This is a genomic window from Geodermatophilus obscurus DSM 43160 (genome assembly GCF_000025345.1).
In the GTDB taxonomy this organism is placed as follows: domain Bacteria; phylum Actinomycetota; class Actinomycetes; order Mycobacteriales; family Geodermatophilaceae; genus Geodermatophilus; species Geodermatophilus obscurus.
In genome coordinates this window covers 4,109,445-4,131,090 of record NC_013757.1, presented here as the reverse complement: position 1 = coordinate 4,131,090, position 21,646 = coordinate 4,109,445, and the positions used below count along the sequence as shown (strand labels likewise).

General features: G+C 74.0%; 16 protein-coding genes and 1 pseudogene. 13 read left to right on the top strand and 4 right to left on the bottom strand.

What is annotated here, in order from left to right; all coding sequences use genetic code 11:
- Positions 1-23 precede the first annotated feature (23 nt).
- The 10 genes and pseudogenes from GOBS_RS19190 to GOBS_RS19145 all read left to right on the top strand — a co-directional run bounded on the left by GOBS_RS19190 (position 24) and on the right by GOBS_RS19145 (position 11,269).
- On the top strand, positions 24-1,451 hold the full coding sequence (locus GOBS_RS19190; protein ID WP_012949932.1) for a MiaB/RimO family radical SAM methylthiotransferase: 1,428 nt from the start codon (positions 24-26) through the stop codon (positions 1,449-1,451).
- A complete protein-coding gene (gene pgsA / locus GOBS_RS19185) occupies positions 1,448-2,110 on the top strand; it encodes a CDP-diacylglycerol--glycerol-3-phosphate 3-phosphatidyltransferase (protein ID WP_012949931.1) in 663 nt (220 codons plus the stop codon). Before GOBS_RS19190 ends, pgsA begins: the two co-directional genes overlap by 4 nt.
- A gap of 333 nt (positions 2,111-2,443) precedes the next feature.
- Entirely contained in the window at positions 2,444-2,848 is a 405-nt protein-coding gene (locus GOBS_RS28995) for a helix-turn-helix domain-containing protein (RefSeq protein WP_012949930.1), read from the top strand.
- A gap of 195 nt (positions 2,849-3,043) precedes the next feature.
- Positions 3,044-3,565 carry a TetR/AcrR family transcriptional regulator gene (locus GOBS_RS19175; protein ID WP_243697546.1) on the top strand — a complete coding sequence of 174 codons (522 nt, stop codon included), beginning with the start codon at positions 3,044-3,046 and terminating at the stop codon, positions 3,563-3,565.
- A gap of 120 nt (positions 3,566-3,685) precedes the next feature.
- Positions 3,686-4,921, top strand: a complete 1,236-nt coding sequence (locus GOBS_RS19170) for a DUF4032 domain-containing protein (protein ID WP_012949928.1) — start codon at positions 3,686-3,688, stop codon at positions 4,919-4,921.
- A gap of 166 nt (positions 4,922-5,087) precedes the next feature.
- On the top strand, positions 5,088-6,431 hold the full coding sequence (locus tag GOBS_RS19165) for an extracellular solute-binding protein (RefSeq protein WP_012949927.1): 1,344 nt from the start codon (positions 5,088-5,090) through the stop codon (positions 6,429-6,431).
- Entirely contained in the window at positions 6,428-7,390 is a 963-nt protein-coding gene (locus tag GOBS_RS19160; RefSeq protein ID WP_012949926.1) for a carbohydrate ABC transporter permease, read from the top strand. The genes GOBS_RS19165 and GOBS_RS19160 overlap by 4 nt, the downstream gene beginning before the upstream one ends.
- Positions 7,390-8,223 (top strand): carbohydrate ABC transporter permease, encoded by an 834-nt coding sequence (locus GOBS_RS19155; RefSeq protein ID WP_012949925.1) that lies wholly within the window; start codon positions 7,390-7,392, stop codon positions 8,221-8,223. Before GOBS_RS19160 ends, GOBS_RS19155 begins: the two co-directional genes overlap by 1 nt.
- A gap of 38 nt (positions 8,224-8,261) precedes the next feature.
- Entirely contained in the window at positions 8,262-9,539 is a 1,278-nt protein-coding gene (locus tag GOBS_RS19150; RefSeq protein WP_012949924.1) for an ABC transporter ATP-binding protein, read from the top strand.
- Positions 9,540-9,611: 72 nt separating this feature from the next.
- Positions 9,612-11,269 (top strand): annotated as a pseudogene (locus GOBS_RS19145) (glycoside hydrolase family 13 protein).
- Here the strand turns inward: GOBS_RS19145 and GOBS_RS19140 are convergent.
- Together GOBS_RS19140 and GOBS_RS19135 are read right to left on the bottom strand one after the other, a co-directional pair.
- The gene (locus GOBS_RS19140) at positions 11,266-11,736 is read right to left on the bottom strand and encodes a GNAT family N-acetyltransferase (RefSeq protein ID WP_012949923.1); all 471 of its coding nucleotides are present in this window, start codon (positions 11,734-11,736) and stop codon (positions 11,266-11,268) included. The pseudogene GOBS_RS19145 and the gene GOBS_RS19140 sit on opposite strands and share 4 nt — an antisense overlap.
- A complete protein-coding gene (locus GOBS_RS19135) occupies positions 11,733-12,749 on the bottom strand; it encodes a carbohydrate kinase family protein (protein WP_012949922.1) in 1,017 nt (338 codons plus the stop codon). Before GOBS_RS19135 ends, GOBS_RS19140 begins: the two co-directional genes overlap by 4 nt.
- A 148-nt stretch (positions 12,750-12,897) precedes the next feature.
- Between GOBS_RS19135 and GOBS_RS19130 the strand changes: the two genes are divergently transcribed.
- Positions 12,898-13,731, top strand: a complete 834-nt coding sequence (locus GOBS_RS19130; RefSeq protein WP_012949921.1) for a PspA/IM30 family protein — start codon at positions 12,898-12,900, stop codon at positions 13,729-13,731.
- Between the two features lie 297 nt (positions 13,732-14,028).
- Here the strand turns inward: GOBS_RS19130 and GOBS_RS19125 are convergent, their stop codons facing one another.
- Entirely contained in the window at positions 14,029-14,883 is an 855-nt protein-coding gene (locus GOBS_RS19125) for a DNA-formamidopyrimidine glycosylase family protein (RefSeq protein WP_012949920.1), read from the bottom strand.
- A gap of 146 nt (positions 14,884-15,029) precedes the next feature.
- Here GOBS_RS19125 and GOBS_RS19120 point away from each other — a divergent pair, with 146 nt between their 5' ends.
- Positions 15,030-15,626: an antibiotic biosynthesis monooxygenase gene (locus GOBS_RS19120; RefSeq protein ID WP_012949919.1), complete on the top strand. Its 597-nt coding sequence runs from the start codon at positions 15,030-15,032 to the stop codon at positions 15,624-15,626.
- 175 nt (positions 15,627-15,801) lie between these two features.
- Here GOBS_RS19120 and GOBS_RS19115 read toward each other — a convergent pair whose 3' ends face one another.
- Entirely contained in the window at positions 15,802-20,409 is a 4,608-nt protein-coding gene (locus GOBS_RS19115) for an ATP-dependent helicase (RefSeq protein WP_012949918.1), read from the bottom strand.
- 87 nt (positions 20,410-20,496) lie between these two features.
- Here GOBS_RS19115 and GOBS_RS19110 point away from each other — a divergent pair, with 87 nt between their 5' ends.
- On the top strand, positions 20,497-21,642 hold the full coding sequence (locus tag GOBS_RS19110) for an acyl-CoA dehydrogenase family protein (RefSeq protein WP_012949917.1): 1,146 nt from the start codon (positions 20,497-20,499) through the stop codon (positions 21,640-21,642).
- Positions 21,643-21,646: the final 4 nt, after the last annotated feature.

Below are 21,646 nucleotides of genomic sequence, written 5' to 3'. Positions count from 1 at the left end.
GGAGTGCGCCCTACGATGGACCGGTGACACCTCCGACCGACCCTGCCCGCACCGTGGCGGTGGTGACCCTCGGGTGCGCCCGCAACGAGGTCGACTCGGAGGAGCTGGCCGGCCGGCTGGCCGCCGGCGGGTACCGCTTGGTCGAGGACGCCGAGGGCGCGGACGCCGTCCTGGTGAACACCTGCGGCTTCATCGAGTCGGCCAAGAAGGACTCCGTCGACGCCGTCCTGGCCGCCACCGACTCCGGCGCCCGGGTGGTCGCGGTCGGCTGCATGGCCGAGCGGTACGGCTCCGAGCTCGCCGGTGCGCTGCCCGAGGCCACGGTGCTCGGCTTCGACGACTACACGGCCATCGGCGACCGGCTCGACGACGTGCTCACCGGTCGTCCGCTCATCCCGCACGACCCCCGGGACCGGCGCACGCTGCTGCCGATCAGCCCGGTGGACCGCAGCGCGGCCGTCACCGCGCTCGACGCCCCGGCCATCCCCGGCCACGGCTGGCTGCAGCGGCGCCGGCTGGCCTCGGGCCCGTCGGCCGCGTTGAAGCTCGCCTCCGGCTGCGACCGGCGCTGCGCCTTCTGCGCCATCCCGGCCTTCCGCGGCTCGTTCGTCTCCCGCCCGCCGGCGGAGGTGCTCGGCGAGGCGCAGTGGCTGGCCTCGCAGGGCGTCACCGAGCTGGTCCTGGTCAGCGAGAACTCCACGTCCTACGGCAAGGACCTCGGCGACCTGCGCCACCTGGAGCGGCTGCTGCCGCAGCTGGCCGCGGTCGAGGGCATCGCCCGGGTGCGGGTGGCGTACCTGCAGCCGGCCGAGCTGCGGCCGGGCCTGCTCGAGGTCATCGCCGCGACAGACGGGATCGCCCCCTACTTCGACCTCTCCTTCCAGCACTCCTCGCCGACGCTGTTGCGCCGGATGCGCCGCTTCGGCGGTACCGACGACTTCCTCGCGCTGATCGATCGGGCTCGCGCGCTGGCGCCGGCCGCCGGCTTCCGCACCAACGTCATCCTCGGCTTCCCCGGGGAGACCGAGGACGACGTCGCCGAGCTCGAGCACTTCCTCGTCGAGGGGCGGCTGGACGCCGTCGGGGTGTTCGGTTACTCCGACGAGGAGGGCACCGAGGCGATGGGGCTGCCGGGCAAGCTCGACCAGGCCGAGATCGACGTCCGCGTCCGGCGGATCACCGACCTGGTCGAGGAGCTCACCGCGCAGCGCGCCGAGGACCGCCTCGGCGATCGGGTCGAGGTGCTGCTCACCGAGGACCTCTCCGCCGAGGCGGGGACCGGGGTGTGGGCCGGGCACGCCGCCCACCAGGACCCCGAGGCCGACGGGACCACGACGGTCACCGGGGTGCCGGACGGCGCGGTCGCGGGCATGCTGGTCGCCGCAGAGGTCGTCGACACCGAGGGGGTCGACCTGGTGGCCACGGCACTCGTGCCCGCGGTGCACGCATGAACTCTCCGGTGGACCCGGCCGCCACGCCGCCCCAGTCGGCGCGGGTCGTCAACCTGCCCAACGCGCTGACCCTGCTCCGGCTGGCCGTGGTGCCGGTGTTCGCCGCGCTGCTGTTCGCCGACGGCGGGATGGACGACGACCGGCGCTACTGGGCCACCCTCGTCTTCGCGCTCGCGATCATCACCGACCGCTACGACGGGATGATCGCCCGGCGCACCGGCCAGGTGACCGAGTTCGGCAAGCTCGCCGACCCGATCGCCGACAAGGCGCTGACCGGCACCGCCCTCATCGGCCTCTCGGTCCTCGCACTGCTGCCCTGGTGGGTGACGCTCACCATCCTCGTCCGCGAGGTCGGCGTGACCCTGCTGCGCTTCTGGGTGATCCGCCACGGGGTGATCGCGGCCAGCCGCGGCGGCAAGGCCAAGACCGTCCTCCAGGCGCTGGCCATCGGGCTCTACACGCTCCCGTTCGACGGCCTGTTCGGCACGCTGCGGTGGTGGGTGATGGCCGCCGCCGTGGTGCTCACCGTGGTGACCGGCCTGGACTACGTCCACCGCGCCCTGGCGCTGCGGCGCACCAGCGCCCGTGCCATGCGCGCCGCGGCCGCCCGCCGTTCGGCGGGACCGGCCGGCGGGCCGCGGACCGACGCCGCCGCCTGAAGAAGGACCCCCCTGCCCCCCACCGCTCGCAGGCTCGCGGCGGGACCCTGCAGGAGGGCCGCCCGTCCTCCTCACCCTTCGCAAGCTTGCGGCGAGCCTCTGGACGGGGCCGCCCGCCTTCCCGACCCTCCGCAGGCTCGGGACGGGACCGCCCCGCCCCACCGCTCGCAGGCTCGGGCGGGACCGGGGAAGGGCCGCCCGGCCTCCGGTGTTACGCCCAGAGCGGACGCGCCCGGCACGGCCCGGTGACCGTCGGTGCCTCCGCGTACCGTGAGCGCACGGCCCCCTCCCCGGGGTGCCGCCGCTTCCGCACAGGCAGGACAGGAGACGGCGATGACGCTGCTGCGCACCCAGCTCGGGACGACCCTGCGCGGCCACCGGCTGCGCCAGCGTCGGACGCTGCGCGACGTCTCCGGTGCCGCCCGGGTCAGCCTGGGCTATCTCTCCGAGGTCGAGCGGGGGCAGAAGGAGGCATCCTCCGAGCTGCTCGCCTCGATCTGCGACGCCCTCGACGTCGAGCTTGCCGACCTGCTGGCCGAGGTGAGCTCGGGACTGCGCGGGGCCGACGGCCGCCTGCGCCCGCTCCTGCCCGCGGCCGACACCGCCGACGTCCCCGACGAGGAGGTCACGGGCACCACGTCCGACGAGCAGCCGGTCGCCGAGCCGGCGCTGGCCCTGGTCGGTGCGTCGGCCCGCGCCGCCGGCCGCTCGTCCGGCGCGGTGTCGCTGGCGGCCTGAGCAAGGACCCCCGCCACTCGCACGCTCGCGGCGGGGCCCTGCAGGGCTGCCGTCCTCCCGCCCGTGGCAGGCGCCGGAGGGCGTCCTCCACTTGACCGGACGCGGCCCCGGTGCGAGACAGGGGCCATGGCGTCGGCCGCACCGCTCCCGCACGACCCTGCTCCGCCGCGCCGGGCTCCTCGCGCCCCCGCCCACGTGCCGGGCTCGCACACCCGCGGCGGCAACGCCATGGGGCGCACCCGCGCAGGCCTGCTCGACGGTGCCGTGCGGGCGTTCGCCGAGCGCGGCCTGCGGGGCAGCACCATGCAGTCGGTGGCGGCCGCAGCCGGTGTGGCCAAGGCGACCCTCTACAACCACTTCCGGACCAAGGACGAGGTGGCCCGCGCGCTGCTGGCCGCCGAACTCGACCGGCTCACCGCGCTGGTCGCCGGCTCCGCTCCCGGTGCGGCCCTGACCGCGCTGGCCGACGAGGTTGCCGGCCACCCGGTGCTGCGCCGCGTCGGCGGCGACGAGCCGGCCGTGCTGACCGGCCTGCTGGCCACCTCGCCCGAGCGCTGGGCGGAGCTGGTGGACCGACTGGCCACGGCGCTGGGAGCCGACGCCGACGTCGCCGAGCTCACGGCGCGCTGGCTGCTCGGTCTGGTGCTCCAGCCGGGGGAGCCGGCCGTGCGCCGCGCGACGGCCCAGCGGCTCGCCCACCTCGTCCGGCCGGACTGACGGGCGTCCCGGCACTGGACCTCCGCCGGGCCGCGCGGTCCGCCGGTGCGGCGTGGGATGGTGACGGTCCGGCACGCCCCGCCGGGGCGTCGGCTGCAGCTGCGACCATCGGAGCCCGTCGTGCGGTACCTCTTCCGGCCACCGGTCACCGACGGCGCGGGCCTGCTGAGCCTGCCCTTCCACCTGCCCCTCGAGGAGTGGGAGCCCGAGCTGCTGCTCGAGGTCCCGCAGCGGGGCATCTCGCGGCACGTCGTCCGGTTCACCGCGCAGGGCGGGCACGTCTACGCCCTCAAGGAGATCCCCGAGCGGCTGGCCCGCCACGAGTACGCGCTGCTCGGCCAGTTCGAGGAGGAGGGGCTGCCGTCGGTCTCGGTGCTGGGCATCTGCGTCGACCGACCCGACGACCAGGACGCCGTCCTGGTGACCCGCTACCTCGAGTACTCGATGTCCTACCGGTACCTGTTCTCCCGTCCCCACGGGGAGCACTCCGAGGAGCAGCTGCTCGACACCATGGTGGTACTGCTCGTCCGGCTGCACCTGGCCGGCGTCTTCTGGGGCGACTGCTCGCTGTCCAACACCCTGTTCCGGCTCGACGCCGGCGCCTTCACCGCCTACCTGGTGGATGCCGAGACCTCCGAGCGGTACCCCCAGCTGAGCCCGGGGCAGCGGCGCTACGACGTCGACCTCGCACGGGAGCGGGTGGGCGCCGAGCTGCTGGACCTGCAGGCCGGCAGCCTGCTGCCGTCGCACGTGGACCCCATCGAGGTCGCCGACAGCCTGCCCGTTCGCTATGAGGCGCTCTGGGACGAGGTGAACCGCGAGGAGGTCTTCGCGCTGGCCGAGCAGCGCCAGCGGGTGGCCGAGCGGCTGCAGCGGCTCAACGACCTGGGGTTCGACGTCGGCGAGATCGAGCTCGTCACCGACCCCGAGGGCGGTGCGCGGCTGCGCGTGGAGACCCGCGTCTCCGAGCCCGGGCAGAACCGCCGGGAGCTGTTCCGGCTGACCGGCCTGGAGGTGCAGGAACGCCAGGCCCGCCGGCTGCTCAACGACCTGCGCGCCTACCGCGCCACGCTGGAGCAGAAGACCGGCGCCCCGGTCCCGGAGACCGTCGCCGGCTACCGCTGGTTGGCCGAGTCCTACCAGCCCGTCGTCGAGGCCATCCCGCCCGACCTCGCCGGCCGGCTGGCACCGGCCGAGGTCTTCCACGAGATCCTCGAGCACCGTTGGTTCCTGTCCGAGAAGGCCGGCCACGACGTCGGGACGACGAGGGCCGCGCGCTCCTACTTCGACACCGTGCTGCCCCGCACGCCCAAGGAGCTGACCACCCCCTCGGCCATCGTCGGCAGCCGCGACTGAGGAGGACCCCCCGCTCCCACCGCTCGCAGGCCCACGGCGGGCCCCGCACGGGGCCGCGGAGGCGGTGTAACGAGGTGGTTTCGTTCGAGTTGACACCTCCTGTGGCCTGGGCCACGGTACGAAAACCGCGGTGATCTCAAGCTCGCTGCTCTCCAACGGAGGCGGGATGACGGTGTCGAGGAACGGCAAGGGCAGATCGTCCGGCAGAGCCGCGACGCGGGGGCGCAGACGTCAGCTGGGCGGTGCCGCAGCCGCGGCGGTCCTGGCCTCGACGCTCGCCGCGTGCGGGGGTGACTCGGGCGCGGCGAACGCGCTCACCTGGTACATCAACCCCGACTCCGGCGGGCAGGCCGAGATCGCCGCGCGGTGCAGCCAGGAGTCCGGCGGGGCGTACACGATCGAGGTCGCGCAGCTGCCCCGGGAGGCCTCGGCGCAGCGCGAGCAGCTGATCCGGCGCCTGGCGGCCAATGACGCGTCGATCGACCTGATGAGCCTCGACCCGCCCTTCATCCCCGAGTTCGCCGAGGCCGGCTTCCTGGCCCCGGTGCCCGAGGACGTCGCGCAACGGGTCAGCGAGGACGTCGTGCAGAGCGCCGTCGCGGGTGCCACCTGGGACGGCGAGCTGGTGACCGTCCCGTTCTGGGCGAACACCCAGCTGCTCTGGTATCGCGAGTCCGTGGCCGAGGAGGCCGGCCTGGACATGAGCCAGCCGGTCACCTGGGACCAGATCCTCGAGGCCGCGCAGCAGACCGACACGCTGATCGGAGCCCAGGGCGCCCGCGCCGAGTCGCTGACGGTGTGGCTCAACGCGCTCATCGAGTCCGCCGGTGGGTCGATCATCACCGAGAACGCCGAGGACCCCGGGGACATCCAGCTCGGTCTCGAGTCCGAGCAGGCCGCCCGTGCGGCCGAGGTGATGCGTGCGGTCGCCGACAGCGGGGTCGCCGGCGCGGCCTTCTCCACGGAGAACGAGGACGCCTCGGCCACCGAGTTCGAAGGTCCGAACGGCGGCTTCATGGTCAACTGGCCGTTTGTCTACGGACGGGCGCTGAGCGCCGCGGAGGCCGGCACCCTCGATCCGTCGGTGCCGGAGGACTACGGCTGGGCGGTCTACCCGCGGGTCAACCCCAACGACGAGGCTGCCCCGCCCTACGGGGGGATCAACCTCGGGGTCGGCGCGTTCAGCGCGGCCCCCGAGCTGGCCTACCAGGCCGCCGAGTGCATCGTCTCGGACCAGAACCAGGCCTACTACTTCACGACCAACGGCAACCCGGCCTCCTCCATCCCGGTCTACGACGACCCCGAGGTCCTCGAGGTCTTCCCGATGGCCCCCGAGATCCGGGAGTCGCTGGAGATCGCCGCCCCGCGGCCGCAGACCGTCTACTACAACGAGGTCTCGGCCGCCATCCAGCGGACCTACCACCCGCCGGGCTCGGTCGTCCCCGGGGTGACCGGTCCCACCGCGGCCGAGCTGATCCGAGCCGTCCTCGCAGGGGAGCAGCTGCTGTGACCACCACGACCCTCCCACCGGCGGAGAAGACCCAGCCGGCCTCCGCGCCACGCGGCACGATCAGCGATCGGTCCCGCGCCGAACGCAAGCTCGGTTGGCTGCTCGCCGGCCCGGCCTTCTTCGTGATGCTGGCGGTGACCGCCTACCCGATCCTGCAGGCGGTCTACGAGTCGCTCTTCTCCTACCGGCTCACCGACCCGGCCAACCGCTCGTTCACCGGGCTGTCCAACTACCTGGTGATCGTCACCGACCCGTTGTGGTGGCAGGCCCTCGGCATCACCCTCTTTATCACGGTGGTGACGGTCGCGGTCGAGTTGGTCCTCGGCTTCGGCTTGGCCATGGTGATGGCCAAGGCGTTGAGCTCGATCCGGCCCGTCGTGCGGGCCTCGATCCTCATCCCGTACGCGGTGATCACCGTCGTCTCCGCGCTTGCCTGGCAGTTCGCCTTCGACATCAACACCGGGTTCGTCAACAGCTGGTTCGCCTGGCTGCCCGGCGTCGGCACTGACACCGACTGGTTCGGCGGCACCTGGACGTCGTTGCTGGTCATCTGCCTGGCCGAGATCTGGAAGACCACGCCGTTCATTTCGCTGCTGCTGCTCGCGGGCCTGGCGCAGGTTCCGGAGGTGCTGCAGGAGGCGGCCAAGGTCGACGGCGCCAGCTGGTGGCAGCGGCTGTCGCGGGTGACGATCCCCAACATGAAGGCGGCCATCATGGTCGCCGTGCTGTTCCGGTCGCTCGATGCGTTCCGGATCTTCGACACCATCTTCATCATGACCGCCGGTGCGAACGGCACCGAGTCGGTGTCGTTCCTCGCCTACCGGCAGACCATCGCGCGGCTGGAGATCGGCCTCGGCTCGGCGGTCTCGGTGCTGCTGTTCCTCTGCGTGGTGCTCATCGCGGTGGGCTTCATCAAGGGCTTCAAGGTCGACCTGTCACAGGCAAGGGGGGAGGGGTGATGTCCCGACGCGAGAAGATCTGGTGGCTCATCGGCGGGTTGGTCCTCGTCTTCTACTGCCTGTTCCCGATCGCCTGGATCGTGTCCCTGTCGTTCAAGGCGCCGTCCGACCTCGCCAACGGCGGGTTCCTGCCGACGCAGTTCACCGGTCAGAACTACGGCGACATCTTCACCGGGAGCGCTAGCGGCCTGTTCCTGCCGTCGCTCCGCAACTCCTTCGGCATCTGCCTGATCGCGACGTTCATCTCCTGTGTGCTGGCGATGTTCGCCGCCTACGCCATCGCGCGGCTGGACTTCCCGGGCAAGCGGGTCATCCTGACGACCGCGCTCGCCGTGGCGATCTTCCCGATCATCTCGATCGTCACGCCGCTGTTCAACGTGTGGCGGCAGATCGGCCTGTACGACACCTGGCCGGGGTTGATCCTCCCGTACCTGTCGCTCACCCTGCCGATCTCCATCTGGACGATGTCGGCCTTCTTCCGGGAGATCCCCTGGGAGATGGAGCAGGCTGCGCAGGTCGACGGTGCGACCACCTGGCAGGCCTTCCGCAAGGTGATCGTCCCGCTGGCCGCCCCGGGCGTGTTCACCACGGCGATCATCGCGTTCTTCATCGCCTGGAACGACTTCCTGTACGGCATCTCCCTGACCTCGACCGAGGCGGCGCGACCGGTCCCTGCTGCACTCGGCCTGTTCTCCGGTGCCTCACAGTTCGAGGACCCGACCGGCGTCACAGCCGCGGCCGCCGTGATCGTCACCATCCCGGTGATCGTCCTCGTGCTGCTCTTCCAGCGGCGCATCGTCGCCGGTCTCACCAACGGCGCGGTCAAGGGCTGACCCCCGTACCCACCCACCCAGCGAGGGGACGAGATCTCATGGCTTCGATCGAGATGCGCAACATCGTCAAGCAGTACGGCGACGGCTATCCGGCGGTCAACGACGTCAGCCTGGACATCGCCGACGGGGAGTTCATGATCCTGGTCGGCCCGTCCGGCTGCGGGAAGTCGACCCTGCTGCGGATGATCGTCGGGCTCGAGGACATCACCAGCGGCGACATGCTGATCGGTGGCAAGCGGGTCAACGACCTCGCACCCCGCGACCGCAACCTGTCGATGGTGTTCCAGAACTACGCGCTGTACCCGCACATGACCGTGTACGAGAACATCGCCTTCCCGCTGCGGCTGGCCAAGATGCCCGACGACGAGGTGCGCCGCCGCGTCACCGAGGCCTCCGACGTGCTCGAACTGAAGGACCACCTGGAGCGCAAGCCCGCCAACCTCTCCGGTGGCCAGCGGCAGCGGGTGGCCATGGGCCGGGCCATCGTGCGCCAGGCGGAGGCGTTCCTCTTCGACGAGCCGCTGTCCAACCTCGACGCCAAGCTGCGCGGGCAGATGCGCACCGAGATTTCCCGGCTGCAGCGTCGGCTGGGCATCACCACGGTCTACGTCACCCACGACCAGACCGAGGCGATGACCCTGGGCGACCGGGTCTGCGTGCTGCGCAAGGGCAAGATCCAGCAGGTCGCGTCACCGCGCGAGCTCTACGAGCAGCCGGTCAACCTCTTCGTCGCCGGCTTCATCGGCTCACCGCCGATGAACTTCCTGCCCGCCTCTCTGGACGGTGACCGGCTGCAGACGCCGTTCGGGCCGATCACCCTCGACGAGCGCCGCGCCGCGGCAGTGCGTGGCCGTGACCTGCTGCTGGTCGGCATCCGGCCGGAGTACTTCGAGGACGCGTCGCTGGTCGACGAGGCCAAGCGGCCGCTGGGTTCGCTGTTCCGGGCGCGGGTAGACGTCACCGAGTGGCTGGGTGACTCGCAGTACGCCTACATCCCCTACGAGGCACCCGAGGCGATCCGCAACCAGCTGCGCGAGCTGTCCCGGGAGCTGGACGCCGAGGAACTGCGCACCCAGGCGATCGTCTCCATCGATGCCACCAGCCGGATCCGGGAGGGGCGTGAGGCGGAGTTCTGGCTGGACGCGCGGAAGGTGCACGTGTTCGACCCGCAGACCGGCGAGAACCTCACCCGGGACGCCGAGGCCGGCGCCCGGCTGACCCAGATGGCGACCGAGGACCGGGTGGAGCAGGTCCAGGAGGCGCAGGCCCAGGGGACGACGGTCAGCGGCGGGGCCACCCGGGCCGGGGCGGCCTGAGAGCGGATCCCGTCCTCCCACCCTCCGCAGGCTCAGGGCGGGGGCCGGGACGGGGCCACGCTCGGCGATGTCATGACGAGGGGCGCGCTCGGGGACGGCCGCCGTCCGTGGTGGCGGACGGCGGTCGTCTACGAGGTCTACCTGCGCAGCTTCGCCGACTCCGACGGTGACGGCGTCGGCGACGTCAACGGGCTGCGCGCCCGGCTGCCGCACCTGGTGGATCTCGGCGTCGACGCCCTGTGGGTCACGCCCTGGTACCCCTCGCCGATGGCCGACGGCGGCTACGACGTCAGCGACCACCGCGACATCGACCCGCGCCTGGGCACCCTCGCCGACGTCGACGCGCTGCTCGCCGAGGCCCACGACGCCGGCCTGCGACTGATCGTCGACCTGGTCGCCAACCACACCTCCGCGGAGCACGCGTGGTTCCGCGCCGCCGTGGCAGGCGGCCGGGGCGCGCCCGAGCGGGCACGGTACTTCTTCCGGGACGGCCGGGACGGTGGGGACCGGCCGCCCAACGACTGGATCAGCGCCTTCGGCGGCCCGGCCTGGACCCGCGTGCGCGAGCCGGACGGGCAGCCGGGGCAGTGGTACCTGCACCTGTTCGCCCCGAGCAGCCCGACCTGGACTGGGACGACCCGGTCGTGCAGGAGGAGTTCGACGGCATCGTGCGCTTCTGGCTCGATCGCGGCGTCGACGGCATCCGGGTGGACGCCGCCCCTGCCCTGGCCAAGGTCCCCGGGCTGCCGGACGCCGGCCACGCACCCGGGGCGCTGTTCGAGTCGGCCCGGTGGGTGGACAACCCGCACTGGGACCGCGACGAGGTGCACGAGGTGTTCCGGCGCTGGCGGGTGATCAGCGACGGGTACCCCGGCGATCGCGTGTTCGTCTCCGAGGCGGTGGTCGCGGGGGCTGAGCGGCTGGCCCGCTACGTCCGGCCCGACGAGCTGCACACCAGCTTCAACTTCGACTACCTCCGGGCCTCCTGGGATCCCGGGAGCCTCCGGGCGGCGATCGACGGGACGCTCGCCGCGCTGGCGCCGGTCGGGGCACCGCCGACCTGGGTGCTGTCCAGCCACGACGAGACCCGGCACGTCACCCGCTTCGGCCGGGCCGCCACCGGCGCGGCCACGATGGGCTTCGACGCGTCGGGCCCGGCCGACCTCGTCCTCGGTCTCCGGCGCGCCCGCGCCGCCGCCCTGCTCATGCTCGCCCTGCCCGGCGGCGCCTACCTCTACCAGGGCGAGGAGCTCGGCCTGCCCGAGGTCGAGGACCTGCCCGAGGAGGTGCTGCAGGACCCGACCTGGGAGCGTTCGGGCCACACCGCCCGCGGCCGGGACGGGTGCCGGGTGCCACTGCCGTGGTCGGGCGACCGGCCGCCGTTCGGCTTCACCGCCGACGGGGTCCGCCCGTGGCTGCCGCAGCCCGAGTCGTGGCGGGAGCTCACCGTGGCCGCGCAGCGGGCCGACCCGGCGTCCACCCTGTCGCTGTACCGCAGCGCCCTGCGGCTGCGCCGCAGCCTGCCTGGCCTGGCCGACGACGCACCGCTGACCTGGCGCGACCTCGGGGACGACGTGCTCGCCTTCGACCGCGGCAGTGGCTTCCGCTGTGTCGTGAACCTGTCCGACCGGCCGGTGTCGCTGGCCGGTCAGGGCGAGCCGGCGCTGACCAGCGCCGCGGCCGGCGAGGAACTGCCGCCGGACACCGCCGCCTGGCTGCGGACGGGCTAGCGGGCGAGCGAGCGCGTCAGGACCAGGCGGTGCTGGCCGGGCCCGGCGCGGTCCTGCGCCAGGTGGGCACTGGCGCCGAGCGCGGTGTGGAGGGCGACCGCGGCGGTGTCCTCCGGCCAGGTCACCGCCTGGACGACGCGCGCCCCGGTGTTGCGCGACAGGTCGTCGAACCACGCCACCAGCCGGCGGCCCAGCCCGGTCCGGCGCCGGTCGTCCCGCACGGCGAGCAGGTGCAGGTAGGCCAGCCGGTCGGCGGTGACCACGCCGAGCAGGTAGCCGACGTCCTCCCCGTCGGCGCTACGGGCCAGCGCGCCGAAGCCGCCGAACTGGTCGAACCAGACCGGGTGGTGCAGCGGCCGGGTCTCGACGTCCCAGAACCTCTCGTGCGCGGCGAGCAGACGCGCGCGGACGACGGTGGCCGACAGCTCGGCGAACCCGACCAGCGTGACGTCGTCGGGGGCGCTCACCGGCGGGCCGCCTCCAGCTCCTCGCGGGTCGGCGGGTCAGCGCCCTCCCGGGTGCAGTTGAGCGCCGCGACCAGGGCGGCGTCGTCGACGATCGGCAGCAGCTGCTCGTCGGGCAGCTCCTCCAGCGCGGCCCGGGTGGTGATCCCCGCGTCCAGCAGCCCGGCGAACAGCCCCGCCGCCAGCGAGTCGCCGGCGCCCACCGTGTCGGCCACGGTCACCCGCGGCGGCTCGCGGCGCAGCAGTTCACGGCCGGGCCGGGCGATGCGCAGGGGCGCCCCGCCGTCGGTGAGCAGCACCAGGGCGGCGCCGCGGTCGGCCCAGCGCAGGGCCGTCCCGTCGAGGTCGCCGGCGCTGTCGGGCTCGAGCCAGGCGAGGTCCTCGGCGCTGACCTTGACGATGTCGGCCCGGGACAGCAGCCGGTCGAGACGCGCGCGCACCGATGCGGCGGAGTTGCCCAGCGCCGTCCCGACCGGGCCGTCGGCCAGCATCGGGCGGATGTTGGGGTCGACGCTGACCAGCGCACGGCCGTCGGCGGCCACCTGCTCGACCAGCCGGGCGATCGCCTCGCAGCCCGGCGGGGTCCAGCTGGAGATCGAACCGACGTGCAGGATCGCCGTCCCGGATGGCAGGACGGCGGCGAGCTCCTCGTCGGTCCACTGCCAGTCGGCGGCTCCCTGCACGTGGAACCCGTAGTCGGGGGAGCCGTCGGGGCCCAGGCCCACCAGCGCGAGGCTGACCGGCTCGGTGGCCGGCAGCAGCCCGGCGAGGTCCACGCCGGCCAGCTCCACGTGCCGCCGCAGCCCCACGGCCAGCGGGCCGGTGCCCAACCGGGCGAGCAGCCGGACCGGGACGCCGAGACGGCCGGCGGCCACCGCGACGTTGAGGGCGTTGCCGCCGGGCCGGGCGACGTAGTGCGGGGTCGTGCCGTGCTGCCCGGCGCCGGCCGCGGCCTCGGGCAGCATGTCGACGACGAGTTCACCGAGGACGCTCAGCACCGAGCGGTCGCTGGTCACCCTCGCGACCCTAGCGACCGGAACGCCTCCGTACCCCGGCGCTGGCTCACCCGCGGGCGCACCTGGGACGATGACGGGGACGACGATCGCTGCGGCACGCCGGACGGGCAGGCCCTGGCGGACGACCGCTACCTGCGCAGGAGGACAGATGCCGAACCCGTTCGTGAAGCTGTGGAAGTACCTCACGGCCTCGGCCAACGCGAAGATCGACGAGAAGGCCGACCCGAAGATCCAGATCCAGCAGGCGATCGAGGCCGAGCAGCAGCGGCACCAGGCCCTGGCCAACCAGGCGGCCGCGGTGTTGGGCAACCAGCGCCAGCTGGAGATGCGGCTCAACCGGCAGCTCGGCGAGGTGGAGAAGCTGCAGGCCTCCGCGCGCCAGGCGCTGGTGCTGGCCGACCAGACCCGCGCCGGCGGGGACGCGGCCAAGGCGGCGGAGTACGAGAACGCCGCGCAGGCCTTCGCCACCCAGCTGGTCGCCGCCGAGCAGTCGATGGAGGACCTCAAGCGCAGCCACGACGAGGCGCTCCAGGCCGCCGAGCAGGCGCGCGGCGCGGTCGAGCAGAGCCGGATGCGGCTGCAGACGACCCTGGCCGAGCGCACCAAGCTGATGAGCCAGCTCGAGCAGGCCAAGATGCAGGAGCACGTGGCGGCCTCGCTCAAGCAGGTGAACGAGCTCTCCGCGCCGGGCAACACCCCGAGCCTCGGTGAGGTGCGGGACAAGATCGAGGCCCGCTACGCGAACGCCCTGGGCCAGGCCGAGCTGGCGCAGACGTCGGTCGAGGGCCGGATGCTCGAGGTGCAGAAGGCGACCCTCGACGTCGCCGGCGCCTCGCGGCTGGACCAGATCCGCGCCTCGATGGGGCAGCCCGCGGTCACCGGTCAGACCGCGGCGCCGGCGCTGGAGGAGGGGACGCCGTCGGTGCCGACGTCCACCGCGCAGCCGGCGGCCCAGTCGGCGGACCGCCCCGACCAGCAGTAGGAGAAGGACCCCGCGTCCCCCACCGCAGGCCCCGTCCCGAGACTCACCCCTCGCAAGCTCGGGGCGAGCCTCGGGACGGGGCCTGCGGTGGGGCCCTGACGCGGGGCCGGTCCAGCGCGTCACCAGGCTCGCGGCGGGGCCCTGCAGGGAGACGCGTCCTCCCCGCGCTCCGGAGGAGGACCCCGTCGTCCTCGCCACTCGCAGGCTCCTGGTGACCCTCTGGACGGGGTCATCGGGACCCGGGACGGGGCCGACCGCTCGCGGCCCGGTCACCTCGGTGGCCGGGCCGCCGGCGTCTCAGGAGGCGCTGGGGAGCGGCGGCGGGTGGTCGGGCTCGCCGGTGCGGGCCGCCGGGTCGATGGGGGAGCGGGCGGCCTGGCAGCGGGGGCACCAGTAGGTGATCCGCTCCTGCAGGTCCGGCCCCTGGTCGCCGCGCAGGATCGGCGTGCTGCAGCGGTAGCAGGGGCGGTCCTTGCGGCCGTAGACCCAGTGGTCGCGTCCGCGGCGCAGGTCGCCGGTGGTGCTCTGCTCCGGACGGTCGCGGTTGGCGAGCATCAGCGACCGGGTCCGCTCGACCAGCTCCGGCAGGTCCTCGACGTCGGCGACCCGCATCCACGGGTGCACGCCGCAGACGAACAAGCCCTCGACCTTGTAGAGGTTGCCGGGACCGCACAGGTTGCGCTGGTCGAGGATCGCCACGCCGATCTGCTCGTCGGGGTGTGCCCGCAGCCGGCGCAGCGCCTCCTCGAGGTCCCAGTCCGGGCCGAGGACGTCGGGGCCGAGGTGGCCGACCAGCTGGTCCTCGTGCTCGGTGCGCACCATCGCCACGTCGTGCAGCCGGTAGCCCACGCACTCCCACTCGTCGGTGGCCAGGATGGCGCGGATGGAGAAGGCCGGACCGCCGCGCCACCGGGTGCCGTGCCGGTAGATGTGCCAGCTGCCGTCCATCCGGTAGTGCGTGCGCAACGTCCAGCCGTCGGTGAACCGGGTGAGCATGTGCTTGCCGCGGGGCACCACCGCGGAGACGGTGCGACCGGCGAGGTCGGTGGCGGCCAACTGCGGCACGCGCAGCTCACCGCGGCGCAGGGTGGCGCCGCCGAGCGCGGTGTCCATCCGCTTCGCCGCCAGCCAGACGGTGTCTCCCTCGGGCACGTGCCCCAGTGTCCCCCGCCCCCGTCCAGGGCACCGCCCTGAGCTTGCGAAGAGTGGGCAGGACGGGGTCCTCCTCCTGCTCGGACGCGGCGCAGGTCACCCCCCGCCGCGGGAAGGCGCGAGTCCGCCGCGGCGCTGAGCCTCCCGTGCAGCGACGCGAGCGATCGACGAGCTCCCCGGTCACCGCGCCCGAGGCGGTGGTCGCGGCCGCCGAGCCGGTCACGGTCACCGTCGCCCGCGACGTGCGGGGCGACCAGCGTGAGGCCTTCGAGCGGTGGGCCGCCGAGGTGCTGGGCCTGGCCGCGGAGTTCCCGGGCAACCTTGGCACCAGCCTGCTGCGTCCCGGCCCGGGCTCGACCCTCTACCACCTGGTCTACCGCTTCGCCGACGGCGAGTCGCTGGCGCGCTGGGAGCGCTCGACCGAGCGGCAGGCCGCGCTGCAGCGCGTCGAGCACCTGACCGACCGGGTCGACTACGCACACGTGGCCGGTCTGGACAGCTTCTTCACGGCGCTGACCCCCGCCCGGCCGGGGCCCCGCTGGCGGATGACCGTCCTCACGGTGGCCGCTGTCTTCGGTATCACGCTCGTCTTCCAGCTGCTGGTGTCGCCGCACGTGACGAGCTGGCCGCTGCCCCTGCGGTTGCTGCTGTCGGCGGTCATCGTGGTGGTGCTGCTGGGCTACGTCGTCATGCCGGCGTTGACCCGCCTCTTCGCTCGCTGGCTGCACCCCTCCCGCTACTGAGGGAGGGCCGCCCCCCTCCGTCACTCGCAGGCTCGTGGCGGGACCCGGCATAGGACCGCCCCTCGTAGAAGAACCCCGTCCCGGACCCGTCACGAGCTCGCCCCGAGCATGCGCGGGGTGAGGAGGACGGGGTCCTTCCAGGGGCCGGCGGTGCGCTGGAGGGGCCGACGCCGGCTCAGGCGCGCAGGCGCAGGCCGCGGGGGGTGGCGGCGAAGCCGGCCGCCTGCAGCGCGGCCGACAGCGGGGTCGCCTCGTGCACCGAGGCGCCGTCGGCCTTCTGCACCACCATCCGGCCCAGCGCGCCCGCCGCGACCGCCCCGGACAGCGCCGTCGCGGCCTCCTTGAGCGCGGTCTCGTCCTCGGTCCAGGACAGCAGCGTCTTGCCGCCGCGCTCGACGTAGAGCACCAGCTCGCCGTCGACCAGCACCACCAGCGCGCCGGCCTTCCGCCCGGCTCGGTGCCCGGTGGAGCGCCGTCCGCCGCCGGTGCCCTCACCGACGTCGACCGCCGCGCCCGCGTCGCTGCCCGGCTCGGCGGAGGCGCCGTCCGGGCGCTCGGGCCAGGGGAGCGCCGCGCCGTAGACGTTGGCCGGGTCGGTCGCGGCCAGCACCACCGCGCCGCTGGGCACCCGGTCGGGGGAGGCGAAACCGCGCAGCCGGTCGACCGACCCCGGCGTGCCGAACTGGGCGGCGCCGAGGGTCTCCACGAAGTAGCCGCGACGGGCCCGGCCGTTCTCCTCGAAGGCCCGCAGGACCGGGTACACCGCGGAGAAGCCCCCCGAGACCTGCTCGGCCACCACCGCGCCGCGGGTGAGCACGCCGTGCCGCTCGAGCAGCGCCTCGGCGCGGGCCGTCGTCCGCTTGGTGGCGTTGGGCTCCCGGTCGGGCAGCCGGGACCACCGGCCGGCCATCGTCGGTGGGCCGCTGCGGGTCGGCATGGCCGGCCGGCCCAGCCGGGTGCGGCCGTAGCGGCTGCGGTCCAGCCGGGCCCGGGGCGGCGCGGGCTGGCGCTTGTGCGTGCCGCCGCCGGACAGCCGGGTGCGCAGCGGCGCGAGGGTGTCGTTGGTGAGCACGCCGGACCAGACGAGGTCCCACACGAGGTCGGCGAAGGCGGCGTCGTCGGTGGAGCCGGCCAGGTCCGACAACCCGCGGAAGAACAGCGCCTGACCGCCGGACAGCGGGCCCAGCACGGTGGACCCCGCCTCGGGCAGCTCGAGTGGCTCGGGGAGCAGGAGCGGAGCGAGGTCGGCCGGGACCAGGCTGACCCAGCCGTCACCGCCGGGCAGCCCACCCGCACCGGCCCACAGCACCTCGCCGGCGCTCGTCAGCTCGTCGAGCATCGCGGGGGAGTAGTCGCGGACCCGGGCCGGCAGCACCAGCGACTCCAGTGCGCTGGCCGGCACGAGGGCGCCCGCCAGCTGCTCGACGACCGCGAGGACGCCGTCCGGGCCGCGCATCCGGCTGCCCACCGACTGCCAGGACGGGGTGAAGCGCGCCAGCGTGCCGATCGGCACCGGCTCCACCTCCTGGCGCAGCCGGGCCAGGCTGCGCCGGCGGACCGACCGGAGCACGTCGGCGTCGCACCACTCCTGGCCGGAGCCGCCGGGACGGAACTCGCCGGTGACGAGGCGGCCGGTGCCGACCAGCCGTTGCACGGTGGCGGTCACCACCGCGACGCCCAGCCCCAGCCGCTGCGCCACCTCACCGGGCTGGAAGGGACCGTGCGTGCGGGCGTAGCGGCCGACCAGGTCACCGAGCGGGTCGGGCACCGGCTCGGTGAACACCTCGGGCACCCCGACGGGCAGGGCCGTGCCGAGGGCGTCGCGCAGCCGGCCGGCGTCCTCGATCGCCACGTACCGCTCCTCGCCGGCGATGCGCACCACCAGCGCGCGGCGGGCGGCCACCAGCTCGTCGAGCCACTCCCGGCCCACGCCGCGGGCGGCGGCCTGGGCGGGGGTGAGGTCACCAACGATGCGCAGCAGGTCAGCGGCGCCGTCGAGGTCGCGGGGGTGGCGTTGGGCCGGCAGCCGCTGCAGCTCGTTCTCCACCTCGGTCAGCGCCTCGGCGTCGAGCAGCTCCCTCAGCTCGGAGCGGCCCAGCAGCTCGGCGAGCAGGCCGGTGTCGAGGGCCAGCGCCTGCGCCCGCCGCTCGGCCAGCGGGGCGTCGCCCTCGTAGAGGAACTGGCCGACGTAGCCGAACAGCAGCGACTGGGCGAACGGCGAGGCCGCCTGGGTCTGCACGTCGACCACCCGCACCCGGCGGGAGCGGACGTCGCGCATCAGCTCGACCAGGCCGGGCACGTCGTAGACGTCCTGCAGCACCTCGCGGGCGGCCTCCAGCGTGATGGGGAAGCTGGAGAACTCGCTGGCCACCGAGAGCAGCTGTGCGGCGCGCTGCCGTTGCTGCCACAGCGGGGTGCGCCGGCGCGGGTCGCGGCGGGGGAGCAGCAGCGCCCGCGCCGCGCACTCACGGAACCGGCTGGCGAACAGCGCCGAGCTGCCGACCTCGGCGGTCACCTCGCGTTCGACGTCATCCGGGTCCAGGACGGCGAGGTCGGCCTCCGGCGGCTCGCCGGTGGTGTCGGGCAGCCGCAGCACGATGCCGTCGTCGGAGTGCATCGAGGCGACGTCCACGCCGTAGCGCTCCCGCAGCCGGGCGGCGAGCACGAGCGCCCACGGGGCGTTGACCTGCGCGCCGAACGGGGAGTGGACGACCAGCCGCCAGTCACCGAGCTCGTCGCGGAAGCGCTCCACGAGCAGCGTGCGGTCGTCGGGCAGGTGCCCGGTGGCCTGCTTCTGCTCGGCGAGGTAGGCCAGCAGGTTGGCCGCGCCCCACTCGTCGAGGCCGGCGGCGCGGGCGCGGTCGAGCCCGGCCTCGGGCGTCGCGGTGCCGACCTCGCGGAGGAAGGCGCCCAGCGCACGACCCAGCTCCAGGGGGCGGCCGGGGGCGTCGCCGTGCCAGAACGGCATCTTCCCGGGCTGGCCGGGGGCGGGGCTCACCAGCACGCGGTCGTGGGTGATCTCCTCGATCCGCCAGGAGGAGGAACCGAGGAGGAACACGTCTCCCACCCGTGACTCGTAGACCATCTCCTCGTCGAGCTCGCCGACCCGCCGGCCGCCGCGGCTGTCATCGCCGCCCACGAGGAAGACGCCGAACAGGCCCCGGTCGGGGATGGTGCCGCCGCTGGTGACCGCCAGCCGCTGCGCGCCGCCGCGAGCGGTCAGGGTGTCGGTGACCCGGTCCCAGGTCAGCCGCGGCCGCAGCTCGGCGAAGGCGTCGGAGGGGTAGCGACCGGCCAGCATGTCGAGCACCGCGTGCAGCGCGGAGTCCGGCAGCGAGGCGAACGGCGCCGACCGGCGGACCAGTGCGGCGACCTCGTCGACGGTCCGCGGCCGCTCGGAGACGATCGCGACCACCTGCTGGGCCAGCACGTCGAGCGGGTTGCGCAGGTAGCGGATCGACTCGATCGCGCCGGCCTTCATCCGTTCGGCGACCAGCGCGCACTGGACCAGGTCGCCGCGGTACTTGGGGAAGAGCACGCCCCGGCTGACCGCGCCGACCTGGTGGCCGGCGCGGCCGACCCGCTGCAGGCCCGACGCGACCGTGGGCGGCGCCTCCACCTGCACGACCAGGTCGACCGCCCCCATGTCGATGCCGAGCTCGAGGCTCGAGGTGGCCACCACCGCCGGCAGCCGCCCGGACTTCAGCGCCTCCTCCACGATCGCCCGCTGCTCGCGGGACACCGAGCCGTGGTGGGCGGCGGCGACCGGCTGCACGCCTTCGGGCACCCCGCCTCCGGAGCCGGCCTGCGCCATCAACGCGGCGGCGTTGGTGCCCGGCGGGACGGGCTCGCCGGTCGCCCGCTCGTAGGCCAGCTCGTTGAGCCGGCTGGTCAGCCGCTCGGCCAGCCGCCGCGAGTTGGCGAAGACGATCGTGCTGCGGTGGGCCTCCACGAGGTCGAGGACCCGTTCCTCCACCGCCGGCCAGATCGACGTCCGCGGCTGGTCGCCCGCCGCGGAGCCGTCGAGCTCGCCGGTGGGCTGGCCGAGGGCGCTCATGTCCTCGACCGGGACGACGACCGAGAGGTCCCACTGCTTCCCCGACCCGGGTGCGACCACCTCCACCGGCCGGCCACCGGCCAGGAAGGCGGCCACCTCCTCGACGGGGCGCACCGTGGCCGACAGGCCGATCCGCTGTGCCGGGCGCTCCAGCAGCTCGTCGAGCCGGTCGAGGGAGACGGCCAGGTGCGCGCCGCGCTTGGTGTCGGCCACCGCGTGGACCTCGTCGACGATCACCGTCTCGACGCCGCGCAGCGCCTCGCGCGCCGAGCTCGTGAGCAGCAGGAAGAGCGACTCGGGCGTGGTGATGAGGATGTCGGTGGGCCGGCGGGCGAAGGCGCGCCGCTCCTCGGCGGGGGTGTCGCCGGACCGGGTGCCGACCTGGATCTCCGGGCGCGGCAGGCCCAGCCGGGCCGCGGCCTGGCCGATGCCGGTCAGCGGGGCGCGCAGGTTGCGCTCGACGTCGACGGCCAGTGCCTTGAGAGGAGAGACGTAGAGGACCCGGCAGCGGGCCTGCTCGTCGGCCGGCGGCGGTGTGCCGGCCAGCCGGTCGAGCGACCACAGGAAGGCGGCGAGCGTCTTGCCCGAGCCGGTGGGGGCCACGACGAGGGCGTGGCCGCCGCTGCTGATGGCTCGCCAGGCGCCCTCCTGGGCGGCGGTGGGCTCGGCGAAGGCGCCGGTGAACCAGGCCCGGGTGGGCTCGGAGAACCGGTCGAGGGCGGGCACGGCTCCAGTGTCCACAGGGGGACGACACTCCGCTGACCTGCGAACAGCGGCCGAGGCCCGGGACGTGGGGTGCGGCACACTGACCGCATGCGCCGTTCCCTGTACGAGGCCGAGCACGAGGACTTCCGGGAGACGGTCCGCGCCTGGGCCGAGAAGAACGTCGTCCCCTTCCACGACCAGTGGGAGCGCGACGGCATCGTGCCCCGCGAGGTCTGGACCTCGGCCGGCGCCCAGGGACTGCTCGGCACCGACATGGACGAGCGGTACGGCGGTGGGGGCGTGCGCGACTTCCGCTACCAGGCGGTGCTCGACGAGGAGCTCATGCGGATCGGCGCCACCGGACTCGGCTTCGGCCTGCACAACGACGTCGTCGGCCCCTACCTGCGCGACCTCGGCACCGAGGAGCAGAAGCAGCGCTGGCTGCCGGGGTTCTGCGGCGGTGAGCTCATCACTGCCATCGCCATGACCGAGCCGGCGGCCGGCAGCGACCTGCAGGGCATCCGCACGACGGCACGCCCGGACGGCGACGGGTGGCTGCTCTCCGGCTCCAAGACCTTCATCACCAACGGCATCAACGCCGACCTGGTCATCGTCGTGGCGCGGACCGCCCCCGACGCCCCGGGGTCGCGGGGGCTGAGCCTCCTCGTCGTCGAGCGGGACATGCCCGGATTCACCCGCGGGCGGAACCTGGCCAAGATCGGTCTCAAGGCGCAGGACACCGCGGAGCTGTACTTCGACGGCGTGCGGGTGCCGGCCGAGAACCTGCTGGGCACGGAGAACCGCGGCTTCGCCCACCTCATGGAGAACCTGCCGCAGGAGCGGCTGTCGATCGCGGTCGGCGCGGTGGCCGCGGCCGAGACCGTGCTGGCACAGACCGTCGAGTACGTCACCGGGCGCACCGCCTTCGGTCGGCCCGTGGGCAGCTTCCAGAACAGCCGGTTCGTCCTGGCCGAGCTGCAGACCGAGGTCACCATCGCCCGGACCTTCGTCGACGAGTGCGTGCGCCAGCTCGACCGCGGCGAGCTCACCCCGGTCGACGCGGCGATGGCCAAGTACTGGACCACCGAGCTGCAGAACAAGGTGGCCGACCGGTGTCTGCAGCTGCACGGCGGCTACGGCTACATGGACGAGTACCCGGTGTCCAAGGCCTGGCGCGACGCCCGCATCCAGCCGATCTACGGCGGCACCAACGAGATCATGCGGGAGATCGTCGGCCGTGCCATGGGTCTGTAGGGCG